The sequence below is a fragment of the Arthrobacter dokdonellae genome, from assembly GCF_003268655.1.
Taxonomy (GTDB): Bacteria; Actinomycetota; Actinomycetes; order Actinomycetales; family Micrococcaceae; genus Specibacter; species Specibacter dokdonellae.
Map to the genome: position 1 here is coordinate 4243071 of NZ_CP029642.1, position 15645 is coordinate 4258715.

Sequence of the window (15645 nt, forward strand, 5' to 3'; positions counted from 1 at the left end):
GATGGAGGTGCGGTTTCTGACACACAGTCCTTTAACGGCGGGCTACGTGGCGCCCGTGCCGCCGGCCACGGCGCCAAACAGCGGCGCGAGAGCCCTCCAGCGGGCGGTCTCACAGCTGTCGGTCCGCTTGAACACGGCCTCCACCGGGCGCCCCTGAAAAACGCCGGCGACCACCGCCACCTGCGGGCCCCCGTAGACATCCATGCACCGCTTCGGCGGACCGGGGATGGGGAAGAAAACGCCGGCGCCAAAGCGTTCCAGCGCCGCCACGGCGGCCGCCAGGTCGGGCACCGTCGATCCCGCCCCGGGCACGCCGTCGTCCACGACCAGGCGGTACATGATCGGTGGGGCCCCCGGGAAGGGCGTCACGGTGATGGACAGGTCCGTCTGGGCGCCGGCAGGCCGCGGGGACGTGGACGGTTCCACGCCGCCGGGCGGGACGGTGTTGGCGGTGGGCGGAGTCATGGAGGGTCCCTCCGACGGCGGGATTGGCTGTAGGGGATTCTGCTGCACGGCCCCCTGCCTTGTGGGACCCTGCGCTGCCGGACCTGTGGGCCCCTGCGCACATGCCGCCAGCCCGGTGAGCAGGACGGCACCAACCACGGCCTGGGCCCAATACCGGACCATTTGCACCGCCTCCCTGCGTTGCAGCCATCCTAGCCGCCCCCGCTAGTGTTGGAGTATATGTTCGCCCAGCGCTGGGTCATTTCCGGCGTCATGAGAGGATCCATCAAATAATGCCTGCCCCCTACCAACACGGCGCCAACTGGTGGCGCCAGGCCGCCGTCTACCAGATCTACCCCCGCAGCTTCTCGGACGCCAACGGCGACGGCATGGGCGACCTGCCCGGCGTCACATCACGCATGGGCTACCTGTCCGCGCTGGGCATCGACGCGATCTGGCTCAGCCCGTTCTACCCCTCCGCGCTGGCCGACGGCGGCTACGACGTCGACGACTACCGCAACGTTGATCCGCGCCTCGGCACCCTGGCCGACTTTGACGCCATGGTCGCCGCCGCACACGATTCCGGCATCCGGGTCATCGTGGATGTGGTGCCCAACCACAGCTCCAACCGGCACGCCTGGTTCCAGGCCGCCCTCGCCTCGGCGCCGGGCTCCCCCGAGCGGGCCCGCTACCACTTTGTCGACGGGCTGGGCGAAAGCGGCGAGCTGCCGCCGTCGGACTGGCCCTCACACTTTGGCGGCGCCGCCTGGACCCGCGTGGTGGAGCAGGCCGGACCGAACGCCGGCCGCCCCGGGCAGTGGTACCTGCACCTGTTCGCCACCGAGCAGCCGGACTTCAACTGGGACCACCCCGAGGTGCGCGAGGACTTCCACACCACGCTGCGCTTCTGGGCGGACCGCGGCGTGGACGGCTTCCGCGTGGACGTGGCCCATGCGCTGGTCAAGGACATGTCCCTGCCTCTGCGGTCCAAGCCGAAACTGGAAATCCTGGTCGACGACGGCACCGACCCGCTCTTTGACCGCGACGCCGTCCATGGCATCTTCGCCGGCTGGCGGGACGTCCTGAACGAATACGATCCGCCGAAGGCCGCGGTGGCCGAGGCGTGGGTGCCGTTTACCAACCGCCGGCTGATGTACGCCCGCCCCACCGAGCTGGGCCAGGCGTTCAACTTTGACCTGCTGCAGGCGCCGTTTGACGCCGCCGAATTCCGGGCCATCGCCGCGAAGTGCCTCGTGGAGGCGGAGGCATCCGGGGCTTCTTCGACCTGGGTGTTCTCCAACCACGACGTCGTCCGCCACGCCTCCCGCTACGCGCTGCCGGATGGCAGCACGCTGGAGGACCTTGAGGCCTGGCTGCTGGCCGACGGCGCGGCCCCCGTTCCGGATTTGGCGCGCGGCCTGCGCCGGGCCCGGGCCGCGACGCTGTTCATGCTGGGCCTGCCCGCTCGGCCTACCTGTACCAGGGCGAGGAACTGGGGCTCTTCGAGGTGGCGGACCTGCCTGCCGACTCGCTGCAGGACCCCACCTGGTTCCGCACGCACCACCAGGTAAAGGGCCGCGACGGCTGCCGCGTACCGCTTCCGTGGACTGCGGCGGGGCCCGACTTTGGCTTTGGCGGCGCCCCGTGGCTGCCCCAGCCCGACTGGTTCGCCGCCCTGGCCGCCGACGTGCAGGACGGCACGGCCGGGTCCACGCTGGAAATGTACCGGGCCGCCCTGGGCTGGCGCCGCAAGCTGCAGGCCGAAGAGTCGTTGGAGTGGCTCAGCGAGGCTGCGGCGAGCGTGGTCCGCTACCGGCGTCCCAACGGGTGGGAGGTGCTGACCAACTTTGGTGCGGCGCCCGCCAAGCTGCCCACCGGCGTCGACCTTTCCAAGGTGGTGCTCAGCTCCGGCGAGCCGGCCGACGGCACCATTCCGGCCGAGACCACCCTCTGGCTCGCCCCCTAAAACCGACGCTCGGTTGCAACCGGGGCGATTTTCCCGAACGATTCCGCACCGCCATCAGGCGCCCGTGCCACCGTTGCGCTGGATTGTTCAAGGCTGTGGATAACTTCAACGACGGCACAGCAGGGCGGACATAATGTAATGATGGACACGCCAGACGAACCCCGGCTCCCCCACATGCCGTTCACGCTCGATGAAGCCCAATCGTTGGGTGTGACCCGGGACCGGCTCAGGGGATCGAAGTTCGCGGGCTCCGGGTACGGACTCTATCGGCCGGCTGCATGGGAATTCACGCTCCACGAGGCGGCCAGGGCGCTGTGCGCGGCCACGCCCGGCGCCTGGATTTCCCACACGACAGCGGCACAGCTACACGGACTCATTCTGCCGTCCTGGCTGCAGCATGAGACGGACCTGCACGTGAGCAAGCCCCGGACACTGCCAGAAACCCGCCGCAAGGGCATCACGGGCCACACGCTCCTCACCTTCGAGGACGAGGTCGAAACCATCGATGGGTTGCGGATGAGCACCCGTGCCCGCACCTGGCTGGATCTGGCCCACATCCTTCCCCTGCCCAACCTGGTGTGCATGGGTGATCAGCTCATCCGCATCCCCCGCGCCGTCTTTGAGGGGCGCGTGGCACCGTTCGCCACGACGGCCTCGCTGGGCGCCATGATGGCAAGGCACAGGAATTTGCAGGGGATTGTCCGGGCCAGGGAGGCCCTGGGGCTGATGCGCGTGGGATCCGATTCCGGCCCGGAGACTCTCCTGCGCCTGGCCATGCTCGACGCCGGACTGCCCGAGCCGGGGCTGCAGCTTTCCCTGTGGCCGACGCCCAACTCACCGTCCGCCGACCTCGGCTATCGTCGGCGGCGGATCGCCATCCAATACGACGGCGGCACCCACGATGATCCCTTCCAGGCCAAGAGTGACAGGCGCCGGGATGAAGCGTTCCGCAAGGCCGGCTGGACAGTCCTCGTATTCAACAGCGAGGACCTCGCCGAAGGGTACGACGGTGCCGTCCGGAGGATCAAGGCGGCCCTGCGCCACGCCTGGACAGACCCTTCCGTCGTTGCCGGCTTCACCACTGGCAGCTGAACTGGTCTCCCATAAAACAGGGCGGACGATCCCGCACAAGAATGTGGGGAGCGTCCGCCCTTTTTGCCCCGGTCGCAACCGAGCGTTGGAGAAAAGTGCCCCGCTTGGAACCGAGCGTCGGTATTAGCGCTCGATGTCTCCGCGGATGAACGCCTCGACCTTTTCGTGCGCTATGTCGTCGGCGAACTGCTCCGGCGGGGACTTCATGAAGTAGCTGGCGGCGGAGAGGATGGGGCCGCCAATTCCGCGGTCCAGGGCGATCTTGGCTGCGCGGATGGCATCGATGATCACGCCTGCCGAGTTGGGAGAATCCCAGACTTCCAGCTTGTACTCCAACGACACGGGCGCGTCGCCAAAGTTGCGGCCTTCCAGGCGGACGAAGGCCCACTTGCGGTCGTCCAGCCACGCGACGTAGTCGGACGGGCCGATGTGGACGTCGTCGGCGCCCAGCACCGCGGAGGTGTTGGAGGTGACGGCCTGGGTCTTGGAGATCTTCTTGGATTCCAGGCGGTCCCGCTCCAGCATGTTCTTGAAGTCCATGTTGCCGCCGACGTTCAGCTGGTACGTGCGGTCCAGGATCACGCCGCGGTCCTCGAACAGCTTGGCCATCACGCGGTGGGTGATGGTGGCGCCGATCTGGCTCTTGATGTCGTCGCCGATGATCGGAACGCCGGCCGCGGTGAACTTGTCGGCCCATTCCTTGGTGCCGGCAATGAAGACGGGCAACGCGTTGACGAAGGCCACGCCCGCGTCGATGGCGCACTGCGCGTAGAACTTGGCGGCGGCGTCGGAGCCGACGGGCAGGTAGCAGACCAGGACGTCGGCCTTGGCATCCTTGAGGGTGGCAACCACGTCGACCGCTTCGGCGTCGGATTCCACGATGGTCTCGCGGTAGTACTTGCCTAGGCCGTCCAGGGTGGGCCCGCGCAGGACGGGGACCTCCAGCGCGGGGACGTCGGCAAGCTTAATGGTGTTGTTCTCGCTGGCGCCGATGGCGTCAGCGAGGTCCAGCCCCACCTTCTTGCTGTCCACGTCGAATGCGGCAACGAACGTCACGTCATTGACGTGATACGGCCCGAACTCGACGTGCATCAGGCCGGGCACCTTCGCGGACGGGTTGGCATCCTTGTAGTACTGCACGCCCTGGACCAGCGACGAAGCACAGTTTCCCACACCGACAATGGCAACCCGAATAGGATGATTGGACACGGAACTCCTTTTTAAAAAATTACTCCGGCCCGGACCCGTTTCCAGGGTGATCGGTCGGCGCACGTCTTCATGAAGAAAGCCATGAAGGCAAGACGGACGGCTGGTCGAACCGGACCTGACGCCCCAACGGCGCCCTAACCATACTAACCAACTCCGCGGCCCCCGTTTTTGTTCCCCACGTCGCGGTTTTTTCCGCGGCAGCCTTCCTGGGACCTCACCGGGGCGGGGCGGGTGCTATTTTTGCGCCCACTTGTTGATGTCGGATTCGACGGCGAACTCGTCGATCGCCGTAAGCTCGTCGTCGCTGAATTCCAGGTTGTTGACGGCAGCCACGTTGTTTTCCAGCTGCCGGACGCTGGAGGCGCCCACCAGCGCAGACGTCACGGGGCTTCCTTTGGCCTGCCGCCGCAGGATCCAGGCAATGGCCATCTGCGCCAGCGACTGCCCGCGCGCCTCGGCGATGTCATTAAGCGCCCGGACCCGGGCCATCTTGTCTTCCGTGAGGTCGTTTTCGTGCAGGAAGCGTTCCTTGGCGGCCCGGGAATCGGCTGGGACCCCGTCGAGGTACCGGTCCGTCAGCATGCCCTGCGCCAGCGGCGAGAATGCAATCGAACCGGCGCCGACGGCGTCGAGCGCCTCATACAAGTTGGGCTCACCGTCCTCCGTCCAGCGGTTCAGCATGGAGTAGGACGGCTGGTGGATGAGCAGCGGCGTGCCCAGGTCCTTCAGGATGCGTGCCGCCTCCAGCGTCTGGGCGGGCGTGTAGGAGGAGATGCCGGCGTAGAGGGCCCGGCCCGAGCGCACGGCCGTGTCCAATGCCCCCATGGTCTCTTCCATCGGCGTTTCCGGGTCCGGCCGGTGGCTGTAGAAGATGTCCACGTAGTCAAGGCCCATGCGTTCCAGGGACGCGTCAAGGCTGGAGAGGAGGTACTTGCGGGAGCCCCACTCGCCGTACGGGCCCGGCCACATGTAGTAGCCGGCCTTGGTGGAGACGACCAGTTCGTCGCGGTGGGCGGCGAAATCGTCCTTCAGGTGGCGGCCAAAGTTGGTCTCCGCGCTGCCGTCCGGCGGGCCGTAGTTGTTGGCCAGGTCAAAGTGGGTGATGCCAAGGTCAAAGGCGCGGCGCAGGATGTCCCGCTGGACGTCAAACGGCTTGTCGTCCCCGAAGTTGTGCCACAGCCCCAGCGAGACGGCAGGCAGTTTAAGTCCGCTGCGTCCGACGCGGCGGTAGGGCATTGTCTCGTAGCGGTCAGGCGCAGCATTGAAGGTCATGCCTTCCATCCTGCCACCGAAACCGCGCGGAGGCCTCCATTGCGGGTGGTCCTCCCAGACCCACCCGCCGGGCACGGACGACGGCGGGAGCTCCCCCGGGCGTCAGCGGCGTGGGCCGCCGTCCGCCCCGGCGCGACGTGTTGGATGGTGCGGTGCGCGGTTCACCCGCCCGTGCCGCTCATTGCGCCCCAGACAGCCGGGATGCGCCCTGCAAGCATGCCCGCGTTCAGCGGCGCCCCGGCGGCGTCCCGGCCCAGTCTGCCATGGAGGGCGGCCGCGAGCGCGGCGGTCTCGGCCAGGGTGTCGCGGGGATCCACGCCGGCCGCCTGCGCGCGGCCTGTGGTCATGGCCAGCAGTGCCACCAGAATGCCGCCCAAGGTGTCACCGCTGCCTGCCGTGGCCAACGACGGCGTTCCGTCGCCCTGCGCGTAAGTGCGGCCGCCGGGCGCCGCGACGAAGGTGGTCGGTCCCTTCAACAGGACCGTGGCGCCGGTCAGCGCGGCGGCCTTCCGGGCCGCCTGGAGCGGAGACGCCTCCACGTCCGCCCGGTCCGTCCCCCGACCCAGCCGTGTCAGGAGCGCGGCCAGTTCGCCGGCGTGCGGGGTCAGGACCAGATGCGAGTGGTCAGCGGTCCCGGCCCGGCCCACCAGTTCCAGGGCCCCGGCGTCGACCGCCGTGGGCAGGCCGGACGCCAGCGCCCGGCGTGCCCGCACCAGCTGCGCGTCGTCCCCGTTGATTCCCGGACCGGCGAGCCATGCCTGCACGCGCACGTCGTCCGGGTCGTCCTCGGAGCAGACCGCCTCCGGGTTGCGCACATGCAGCGCCGCCGACACGGCGGGCGCGCCCAAGTACCGCACCATGCCGGGCCCGCAGGCCGAGGCCGCAGCGACGGCCAGCAGCGCGGCCCCCGGATACTGCGCGGAGCCGGCCACGATCCCCGCTACGCCCCGCGTGTACTTCTGGTCGGCCGCGCCCGGCGTGGGCAGCAGGGCGGCCAGCTCCGCCGGCTCCAGGCGGAGCAGGTCCGGCTCCCCCAGCCCTTCCTCAAGGCCCAGCCCGACGACGTCCACGTCGCCGCTCAGCTGCTCTCCGGGCGCTGCGAGAAGCCCGGTCTTGGCGGCGCCAAAGGTCACCGTGAGGTTGGCCGCGAGAACCGGCCGGTGGACCTCCCCCGTGGTGGCGTCAACGCCGCTGGGCAGGTCGCACGCCACCACGGCGGGACCGGGTTTTGCGGTGGCGCCGCTTGGTGTTGCGGATCCAGCATCCGTTCCGGTGCCGCGGCGTGGCACGCGGCCCCCGTCTGCAGTGGAGCCGCAGCCCGTTATTTCGCACAGTCGCGCTACAACCGACGCCGAGGGTTCCCGCAGGCCGCCATGCCCGCCGGTGCCCAGCAGTCCGTCCACAATGACGTCGGCGCGTGCTGCGGAAACACAAAACGTCTCGCTGTCCCCAGGTGCGGACTGGACCCGGCCGCCCGCCTTCGCGAAGGCGGCCAGAGCCTGCGCATGGGGGCGCGCACTGGTGAGCAGCGCCGTCGTCCGGGCGCCGTGGGAGGCCAGCCAGGCTCCCGCAAACAGTGCGTCTCCCCCGTTGTTGCCCGAACCGATGAGCAGCGCCACGTGGGAGCCATACACACCCCGGCCGCGGCCCCGCAGGACGGAAACCACGCCCATGGCCAGGCCGTGCGCGGCGCGCTGCATGAGTTCGGCCCCGCGGCCGGCGTCGAGCAGCGGTTGTTCCGCGGCCCGGATTGCCGCGGCGGTGTAGGCACGCAGCACGTCAGCCCTCGGCGATGACCATGGCCGTGGAGATGCCGCCGTCGTGGCTCATGGACAGGTGCCAGCGCTTGATGCCCTTGGCCTTGGCAACGGCCGCCACGGTGTCCTTGACGTTGATGGTGGGGCCGTGCTCGTCCAGGCCGATCCAGCAGTCCTGCCAGTTCATGCCGGCCGGCGCGCCCAGCGCCTTGGCCACCGACTCCTTGGCGGCGAAGCGCGCGGCGAGCGACTGCGTGTTCAGCCCGCGCTCGGCGGGAACAAACAGCCTGTCCCGCAGTCCGGGAGTACGTTCCAGCTGCCGGCCAAAGCGTTCAATGTCAACGACGTCCACACCAATGCCAATAATCATGGCACCAGCCTAGCCGCACCGCGAGTGCCATCCGGTCTTGAATTACTCGACGGTGACGGACTTTGCCAGGTTGCGCGGCTGGTCCACGTCATAGCCCTTCGCCGTGGCCAGTTCGCACGCGAAGATCTGCAGCGGCACCGTGGCCAGCAGGGGCGCCAGCAGCGTGGTGGTCTCGGGAATGTAAAAGACGTGCTCGGCATGCGCGCGCACCGATTCGTCGCCCTCCTCCGCAATGACGATCGTGTTGGCGCCGCGGGCGCGCACCTCCTGGATGTTGGAGACCACTTTGGCGTGCAGGGAGTCGCGGCCGCGCGGGGAGGGGACCACCACAATGACGGGCTGGCCTTCTTCGATCAGGGCGATGGGGCCGTGCTTGAGTTCGCCGGCGGCAAACCCCTCCGCGTGGATGTAGGCGAGTTCCTTGAGCTTGAGCGCGCCTTCCATGGCCACGGGGAAGCCGACGTGGCGGCCCAGGAACAGCACGGAGCGGGCGTCGGCCATGCTGCGGGCCAGGTCCTTGATCTGCTGGTCGTTCTCCAGGATCCGGGTGATCTTGGCGGGTACCTTGGCCAGATCGGCCAGCACGTCCTTGATCTGGCCCTGGAATAGGTTTCCGCGCAGCTGTGCCAGATAAAGGCCCAGAAGGTAGGCGGCCGTGATCTGGGCGAGGAACGCCTTGGTGGACGCCACCGCGATCTCCGGTCCGGCATGCGTGTACAGCACGGCGTCCGACTCGCGCGGGATGGTGGAGCCGTTGGTGTTGCAAATGGCGATGGTCTTGGCGCCTTGTTCGCGCGCGTACCGGACGGCCATGAGGGTGTCCATGGTTTCGCCGGACTGGGACAGGGAGACGATCAGCGTCCTGTCATCGACGATCGGGTCGCGGTAGCGGAATTCATGCGAGAGCTCGACCTCGGTGGGAATCCGGCACCAGTGCTCAATGGCGTACTTGGCGACTTGGCCGGCGTAGGCGGAGGTGCCGCAGGCGAGCACGATGATCTTGTTGACGGACTTGAGGACTGCGGCGTCTATGCGCATTTCGTCCAGCGTCAGCTTGCCGTCGATGTCCGAGCGCCCCAGCAGGGTCTGCGCCACCGCCTCGGGCTGGTCGTGGATTTCCTTCTCCATGAAGGACGGGAACCCGTCCTTCTCGGCCGCGGCCGCGTCCCAGTCAACCAGGTACTCCCGGCCCTCGGCAGGTGCGCCAAGGAAGTCGGTGATGTCCACCGAATCCGCCGTGATGGTGACCACCTGGTCCTGTCCAAGTTCGACGGCGCGCCGCGTGTAGTCGATGAAGCCGGACACGTCCGAGCCGAGGAAGTTCTCGCCCTCGCCCAGGCCGACCACGAGGGGTGAGTTCCGGCGTGAGGCCACCACGGTGCCCGGGTGGTCGGCGTGGGCGGCCAGGAGGGTGAACGCGCCTTCCAGTCGCTGGGCGGCAAGCTGCATGGCCCGGGTCAGGCGGGCGCCGTCGGCCGGCCCGCCCGTGGGCAACGAGGCGTAGATCTCGCCCAGCAGCACGGCCGCCACCTCGGTGTCGGTGTCGGAGATGAAGGTGTGGCCCTGCTGGAGCAGTTCGGCCTTCAGGGGCGCGTAATTCTCGATGATGCCGTTGTGGATGACGGCGAGCTTTCCCCCGCCCACCACATGCGGGTGCGCGTTCTTGTCAGTGGGACCGCCGTGGGTTGCCCACCGGGTGTGGCCGATTCCCGTCATGGAGTCCGGCAGCGGGCGCCCGGCGAGCTCTGCGGTCAGGTTCGCCAGCTTCCCGGCCTTCTTGCGCATGGCAATGCCGCCGTCGGCCACCACCGCGACGCCGGCCGAGTCATAGCCGCGGTATTCCAGGCGGCGCAGGCCCTCCATGAGCACGTCCAGGGCCTGGTGCCCGGAGGCGGTCGACATTCCATTGGCCGGGGCAGTTCCGGCGTAACCCACAATTCCACACATGAAAACCAATCATAATCGCTGGGCAATTTGTAGAACGTCCTACGTCAAGGCCGTGAGGGGCGCCGAACCGGCGCCATTGGCCGGCGGCAGCAGGAACGGACACATTTCGCGCTGCACCACAAACAAGGCAGAATCAACAAGGTGACATCGCAAAAATCCGAGTCCAGCAACGGCGACGGCGCCTCCCCCTTCGTGGAACTGGACCGCCAGACGTGGTCGCGGCTTGCCAACAAAATTGAGCAGCCACTCAACGAAGAGGACCTGGCCCGCATCCGCGGCCTGGGTGACCAGCTCGACATGCGTGAGATTCGCGACGTCTACCTGCCGCTGTCCCGGCTCCTGAATCTGTATGTGGGCGCGGCCGGGCACCTGCACAGTGCCACCACCACCTTTTTGGGCGAACGCGGCAACCGCACCCCGTTTGTCATTGGCGTGGCGGGATCGGTGGCGGTGGGCAAGTCCACCACGGCCCGCGTGCTTCGCGAGATGCTGCGCCGGTGGCCGGACACTCCCAACGTGGAACTGGTGACGACGGACGGCTTCCTCTACCCCAACGCCGAACTGGAGCGCCGCGGGCTGATGGCGCGCAAGGGCTTCCCCGAGTCCTACGACCGCCGCTCGCTGCTCCGCTTTGTCAGCGCCGTCAAGAGCGGCGCGGAGGAAGTCCGCGCCCCCATGTACTCGCACCTGACCTACGACATCATGCCCGGCCGTGAGGTGGTGGTCCACCGCCCGGACGTGCTCATTGTCGAGGGCCTGAACGTCCTGGCTGCCGCCCGGCCCCGTCCTGACGGGCGCTCCGGCCTGGCCGTCAGCGACTTCTTTGACTTCTCCATCTACGTGGATGCAAAGACGCAATACATCGAACAGTGGTACATCGACCGCTTCCGCTCCCTCCGCAGCGGAGCATTCTCCAACCCGGAATCATATTTCCGCCGGTACGCGGGCCTGTCCGACGCCGAGGCGGTCGCCACCGCCACCAGCATCTGGAAGAGCATCAACGAGCCCAACCTGCTGCAAAATGTGCTCCCCACCCGGGGCCGCGCGCAGCTGGTGCTGACCAAGGATTCCGACCACTCCATCCGTCGGATGCTGCTGAGGAAGGTGTAGCTGCCGGCGCCGCCGATGACGGCTTCATGACCAGGTACCAGCTGGGCCTGGAAGGAATCACAGGATATCTGGCCGGGCCACGGCCCTGCGCCATGCGGGAATTGCCACCGCCTTGGATATAAAAAAGCGCGGCGTCACGACGTTGGAACAGTATGTGGGCCTGCCCAGTGCACCGGGCTATTAAGTGGCTCCCGTCCGGCAGCCGACACGCTCGGAATCCAATTTGTCATATCCGTCTGGCCTGATCCGTGTTTGCGGTACTTTGGTTACATGATAAAGGGATTCAGAGATTTCATTATGAAGGGCAATGTCGTAGACCTTGCCGTCGCCGTCGTCATCGGTGCCGCGTTCGGGGCCGTGGTCAACTCACTCGTAAAGAACATCATCATGCCACTTATTGCTGCTCTGGTTGGGTCTCCCAACTTTGACAGTTTTGGCAAAGTTACCATCAACCACAATGACATATTGTTTGGCGTGTTCCTCACCGTCTTGGTGAATTTCATCCTGGTTGCCGCAGCCATCTACTTTGTGGTCGTCGTACCCATGAACCACATCATCGCCCGCCGCAACGCAAAGCTGGGCATTGTTGAGGAGGAGCCTCCCGTTGATCCGCAGATTGAACTTCTGACCGAAATCCGCGACTCGCTTCGCGCGAGGCTGTAGTCGTCAGTTGTTTGAGGGCGGCAACTCCATCGGAGTTGTCGCCCTCAATTTGCTTAAGAGGTGGAATCGGTGCTCAGGGGCTTCGCGCTAGAGCGAGAGTTCGGTCCGCACCACGTCGACCAGCTCGTTGCAGATCCGTTGCGCCGTGGCCGTGTCGGCGGCCTCAACCATGACGCGCACCAGCTGCTCGGTGCCGGAGGGCCGCAGCAGCACCCTGCCGGTATCGCCCAGCTCGGCCTCGGCCTTGGCCACGGCCGCCTTCACCGCGGGAACAATTGCCGCACGCGACTTGTCCACGTCCTTGACGTTGACCATGACCTGGGGCAGCTTCTTCATGGCGCCGGCCAGGTCCCTGAGCGGCTTGCCCGTCTTGGCCACTTGGGCAGCCAGCTGCAAACCGGTCAGGAGTCCGTCGCCGGTCGTGGCAAACTCGGAGAAAATGACATGCCCGGACTGCTCGCCGCCCAAGGAATAGTCGCCGCGGCGCATTTCCTCCAAAACATAACGGTCGCCCACGGCGGTTTCACGAATGGTGATTCCCGCGTCGCGGAGCGCGATCTTCAGTCCGAGGTTGCTCATGACGGTGGCCACCAGGACGTTGTCCTTGAGTTGGCCGGCTTCCTTTTGGGCCAGTGCCAGGACGGCCATGATCTGGTCGCCGTCAATGACGTGGCCTTCATGGTCAACAGCCAGGCAGCGGTCGGCGTCCCCGTCGTGGGCAATGCCAAGGTGGGCGCCGGTGGAGAGAACCATCTCCTGCAGCTTTTCCAGATGGGTGGAGCCCACGCCGTCGTTGATGTTCAGCCCGTCAGGGTCGGCGCCGATGACGGTTACAGCGGCCCCCGCATCGGTGAAGACCTGGGGCGAGCAGCCGCTGGCGGCACCGTTCGCGCAGTCCAGGACGATCTTCAGCCCGTCCAGGCGGTGCGGCATGGTGCCCAGCAGATGGACGATGTAGCGGTCCTCGGCGTCTGAGAAGCGCTGGATACGGCCAACATCGACCCCCACGGGACGGAACGCATCATGCTGGAGCTGTTCCTCGATGGCGTCCTCGACGGCGTCGGCCAACTTTTGGCCACCACGGGCAAAGAACTTGATGCCGTTGTCCGGGGCCGGGTTGTGGGAGGCGGAGATCATGACGCCGAAGTCCGCCCCGAGGTCTGCAATCAGGAATGCCGTGGCCGGAGTGGGCAGGACGCCGGCGTCATAGACGTCCACGCCCGCGCTGGCCAGTCCCGCCGCCACCGCGGCGCCGATGAATTCACCGCTGGCGCGTGGGTCCCGGGCCAGCACCGCACGCGGCCGCTTGCCCTCGCTCATTCGATCGTGGCCAAGAACCACGGCGGCGGCCTGCGCCAACGATAACGCGAGTTCTGCCGTCAGCAGGCCATTGGCCAATCCGCGGACACCGTCTGTTCCAAATAATCTAGACATCCCGTTCAGTCTAAATCATGCGGCCCCAAAAGCTGGCGACGCCGGGGTCCAAGCCCGTCGCTCGCCATCCCCAAGGCTTGAAGTTCTGCCCCGGGACCCACAAAAATCCCCGGTCGCTTGGCGACCGGGGACTCTTAAGGGCTGCGCCGAAATTAGCGCTTGTGGAGCCAAGCGCTAATTTCCGCGCCAGGACCCAAAAAAATCCCCGGTCGCTTGGCGACCGGGGACTCTTAAGGGCTACGCCGAAATTAGCGCTTGGAGTACTGCGAGGCCTTGCGGGCCTTCTTGAGACCGGCCTTCTTGCGCTCGATGACGCGTGCGTCACGAGTCAGGAAGCCTGCCTTCTTCAGGATGGCACGGTTGTTCTCGAGGTCGATCTCGTTCAGTGAACGGGCAACGCCCAGACGCAGCGCGCCGGCCTGGCCGGACGGGCCGCCACCGTGGATGCGGGCAATGACGTCGTAGGCACCGTCGAGGTCGAGGATGCGGAACGGGTCGTTGACTTCCTGCTGGTGCAGCTTGTTCGGGAAGTAGTCGGCCAGTTCGCGGCCGTTCACAACCCACTTGCCGGTGCCGGGGACAACGCGCACGCGGGCGATGGCCTGCTTACGACGGCCAACGGCTGCACCGGAAACGGTCAGCGCGGGGCGCTCCTTCTTGGGTGCGGCGTCGGCGGCAGGTGCGCTTTCGCTGGTGTAGCTGGTCAAAACTTCTTCCTCAGCCGCAACGGCTTCGGTGTTCAGCTCTTCAGTGTTCTGAGCCACGATTCTCCTTGATATGTAAATTTAGGTGGTGGCCAGGACTACTGGGCGACCTGGGTGATTTCGAACGTCTTGGGCTGCTGGGCGGCGTGCGGGTGCTCTGCACCGCGGTAGACCTTCAGCTTGGTGATCTGGGCTGCGCCCAGCTTGTTCTTCGGGAGCATGCCGGAAACGGCCTTTTCCACTGCGCGGACCGGGTTGGATTCGAGCAGTTCTGCATAGTTCATGCTTGACAGGCCGCCCGGGTAGCCGGAGTGGCGGTAGGCACGCTTCTGCTCGAGCTTGGCGCCGGTCAGGGCAACCTTCTCGGCGTTGATGATGATGACGAAATCGCCCATGTCCATGTGGGGAGCGAAGGTCGGCTTGTGCTTTCCACGCAGCAGTGTTGCGGTCTGGCTGGCAAGACGGCCCAAGACAACGTCGTTGGCATCAATGATGTGCCACTGACGGTTGATATCGCCGGGCTTCGGGGTATACGTACGCACGGTTTTTGCCTTCGTTTCTTGTTCTTGGTTGGTGTCACAGATGGTTGACACCTGCTATCTATGCGTTTACCGGAACAGAGGTGAGGGCTCTAACACCAGTTATCCATACACTTCCCGATGGCGCCTGCTGGGTGGCAGTCCTGCAACCGGACCTCCAACGGGCGCGTGGTATCGAGATAGGACACGCACAACGACTACCAACGATACCGTTAATCGTGCCCGCCGGTCAAAGCGGTGCCGGGGACCCGCGCCGGGCCCGGGTCAGGATGGCCCGTTGCAGCAGAAACGGATCGTCAGGGTAGTGGACTTCCTCCAAAACCAGGGGGTGCGGCGCCGCCAGGACGGACTTTGCGTCCCTGACGCCAGCCAGCAGGCGCCGGTGCATCCAGTCCGGCTCCTCACGCCTCTCCCCCACCCGCAGGGCCGCCCCGGTCAGGGCACGGACCATGTTGTGGCAGAAGGCGTCGGCCTGGACGTTGACATTAATCACACCGTCGGGTCCGCGGTCATAGTCCAGCCGCTGCAGGGTGCGGACCGTGGTGGACCCCACGCGCGGCTTGGCGAAGGCCTTGAAGTCCTGCAGCCCGAGCAGGGGCCGTGCGGCCTGGTTCATCAGGTCCACGTCAAGGTCGTGCCTGTGCCAGAGCGTCACCGCACGCCGGAGGGGGTCCCGCCGGGTGGACGCGTCGGCGATCCGGTAGCTGTAGCGCCGCCACAGGGCGGAAAACCGCGCGTCGAATCCCTCCGGCGCGGGCGCTGCCGACAGGACCTCCACTGCCCCGTGCAGGTCCCCCAGCACCCTGCCCAGAGCCCCGTTGAGCCGGCGCTTGAACGAGTCCGCAGGTTCGACGTCGTGCCCGCGCCTGATCCCGTCCCATTCCTGCGGCGTAACGTCCAAGTGGGCGACCTGACCGCGGGCGTGCACGCCCGCGTCGGTGCGCCCGGCCACGGTCAGGCGCACCGGGCGCCGCAGGAGCATGGCCAACGAGTCCTCGACCGCGCCCTGGACGGTGCGGCGCCCAGGCTGGATGGCCCACCCGCTGAACGGGCCGCCGTCGTAGGCCAGGTCAAGGCGCACACGGCGAAACCCGCCGCCCCCAACATGGGGGACGGCGGGTTTCTGATGGTTCATGGC

13 protein-coding genes and 1 pseudogene are annotated in these 15645 nt (G+C 66.8%); 4 read left to right on the forward strand and 10 right to left on the reverse strand.

All coding sequences use genetic code 11. The annotated features are described in order from the left end of the window. Positions 1-42: 42 nt before the first annotated feature. Positions 43-465 carry a serine protease inhibitor gene (locus tag DMB86_RS18885; protein ID WP_227878502.1) on the reverse strand — a complete coding sequence of 141 codons (423 nt, stop codon included), beginning with the start codon at positions 463-465 and terminating at the stop codon, positions 43-45. A gap of 272 nt (positions 466-737) precedes the next feature. On the opposite strand from DMB86_RS18885, the pseudogene DMB86_RS18890 reads away from it, so the two are divergent. After that, positions 738-2410: pseudogene (locus DMB86_RS18890) on the forward strand (glycoside hydrolase family 13 protein). Positions 2411-2548: 138 nt separating this feature from the next. Next, the gene (locus DMB86_RS18895; protein WP_113719137.1) at positions 2549-3502 is read left to right on the forward strand and encodes a DUF559 domain-containing protein; all 954 of its coding nucleotides are present in this window, start codon (positions 2549-2551) and stop codon (positions 3500-3502) included. Between the two features lie 123 nt (positions 3503-3625). On the opposite strand, the gene DMB86_RS18900 is transcribed toward DMB86_RS18895, so the two are convergent. The 5 genes from DMB86_RS18900 to glmS form a co-directional block, all read right to left on the reverse strand. After that, a complete protein-coding gene (locus tag DMB86_RS18900) occupies positions 3626-4711 on the reverse strand; it encodes an inositol-3-phosphate synthase (RefSeq protein WP_113719138.1) in 1086 nt (361 codons plus the stop codon). A 234-nt stretch (positions 4712-4945) separates the two neighbouring features. Beyond that, entirely contained in the window at positions 4946-5983 is a 1038-nt protein-coding gene (mgrA, locus tag DMB86_RS18905) for an L-glyceraldehyde 3-phosphate reductase (RefSeq protein WP_113719705.1), read from the reverse strand. Positions 5984-6144: 161 nt separating this feature from the next. Continuing rightward, positions 6145-7761 carry a bifunctional ADP-dependent NAD(P)H-hydrate dehydratase/NAD(P)H-hydrate epimerase gene (locus tag DMB86_RS18910; protein WP_113719139.1) on the reverse strand — a complete coding sequence of 539 codons (1617 nt, stop codon included), beginning with the start codon at positions 7759-7761 and terminating at the stop codon, positions 6145-6147. A 1-nt stretch (position 7762) separates the two neighbouring features. Further along, positions 7763-8110, reverse strand: a complete 348-nt coding sequence (locus DMB86_RS18915) for a holo-ACP synthase (RefSeq protein ID WP_113719140.1) — start codon at positions 8108-8110, stop codon at positions 7763-7765. 42 nt (positions 8111-8152) lie between these two features. Further along, positions 8153-10057 carry a glutamine--fructose-6-phosphate transaminase (isomerizing) gene (glmS, locus tag DMB86_RS18920; RefSeq protein WP_113719141.1) on the reverse strand — a complete coding sequence of 635 codons (1905 nt, stop codon included), beginning with the start codon at positions 10055-10057 and terminating at the stop codon, positions 8153-8155. A 141-nt stretch (positions 10058-10198) separates the two neighbouring features. On the opposite strand from glmS, the gene coaA reads away from it, so the two are divergent. Together coaA and mscL are read left to right on the forward strand one after the other, a co-directional pair. Beyond that, positions 10199-11167, forward strand: coding sequence for a type I pantothenate kinase (coaA, locus tag DMB86_RS18925; protein ID WP_113719142.1), 969 nt, complete (start codon positions 10199-10201; stop codon positions 11165-11167). A 270-nt stretch (positions 11168-11437) separates the two neighbouring features. Next, positions 11438-11830 carry a large conductance mechanosensitive channel protein MscL gene (mscL, locus tag DMB86_RS18930; RefSeq protein ID WP_113719706.1) on the forward strand — a complete coding sequence of 131 codons (393 nt, stop codon included), beginning with the start codon at positions 11438-11440 and terminating at the stop codon, positions 11828-11830. Positions 11831-11917: 87 nt separating this feature from the next. Here mscL and glmM read toward each other — a convergent pair whose 3' ends face one another. The 4 genes from glmM to DMB86_RS18950 form a co-directional block, all read right to left on the reverse strand. After that, positions 11918-13264 carry a phosphoglucosamine mutase gene (gene glmM, locus DMB86_RS18935; RefSeq protein ID WP_113719143.1) on the reverse strand — a complete coding sequence of 449 codons (1347 nt, stop codon included), beginning with the start codon at positions 13262-13264 and terminating at the stop codon, positions 11918-11920. A gap of 248 nt (positions 13265-13512) precedes the next feature. Continuing rightward, the gene (gene rpsI, locus DMB86_RS18940; RefSeq protein WP_113719144.1) at positions 13513-14028 is read right to left on the reverse strand and encodes a 30S ribosomal protein S9; all 516 of its coding nucleotides are present in this window, start codon (positions 14026-14028) and stop codon (positions 13513-13515) included. A gap of 38 nt (positions 14029-14066) precedes the next feature. After that, positions 14067-14510, reverse strand: coding sequence for a 50S ribosomal protein L13 (gene rplM / locus DMB86_RS18945; RefSeq protein ID WP_113719707.1), 444 nt, complete (start codon positions 14508-14510; stop codon positions 14067-14069). A gap of 226 nt (positions 14511-14736) precedes the next feature. Then, complete coding sequence (locus DMB86_RS18950) at positions 14737-15642, reverse strand: tRNA pseudouridine synthase A (protein WP_113719708.1); 906 nt, start codon at positions 15640-15642, stop codon at positions 14737-14739. Between the last annotated feature and the right edge of the window lie 3 nt (positions 15643-15645).

What these genes read in the sequence shown, in the direction of transcription:
- DMB86_RS18885 (WP_227878502.1), bottom strand. Translation starts at nt 465, where the DNA reads ATGACTCCGCCCACCGCCAACACCGTCCCGCCCGGCGGCGTGGAACCG.
- DMB86_RS18895 (WP_113719137.1), top strand. Translation starts at nt 2,549, where the DNA reads ATGATGGACACGCCAGACGAACCCCGGCTCCCCCACATGCCGTTCACG.
- mgrA (WP_113719705.1), bottom strand. Translation starts at nt 5,983, where the DNA reads ATGACCTTCAATGCTGCGCCTGACCGCTACGAGACAATGCCCTACCGC.
- DMB86_RS18915 (WP_113719140.1), bottom strand. Translation starts at nt 8,110, where the DNA reads ATGATTATTGGCATTGGTGTGGACGTCGTTGACATTGAACGCTTTGGC.
- glmS (WP_113719141.1), bottom strand. Translation starts at nt 10,057, where the DNA reads ATGTGTGGAATTGTGGGTTACGCCGGAACTGCCCCGGCCAATGGAATG.
- mscL (WP_113719706.1), top strand. Translation starts at nt 11,438, where the DNA reads ATGATAAAGGGATTCAGAGATTTCATTATGAAGGGCAATGTCGTAGAC.
- glmM (WP_113719143.1), bottom strand. Translation starts at nt 13,264, where the DNA reads ATGTCTAGATTATTTGGAACAGACGGTGTCCGCGGATTGGCCAATGGC.
- DMB86_RS18950 (WP_113719708.1), bottom strand. Translation starts at nt 15,642, where the DNA reads ATGAACCATCAGAAACCCGCCGTCCCCCATGTTGGGGGCGGCGGGTTT.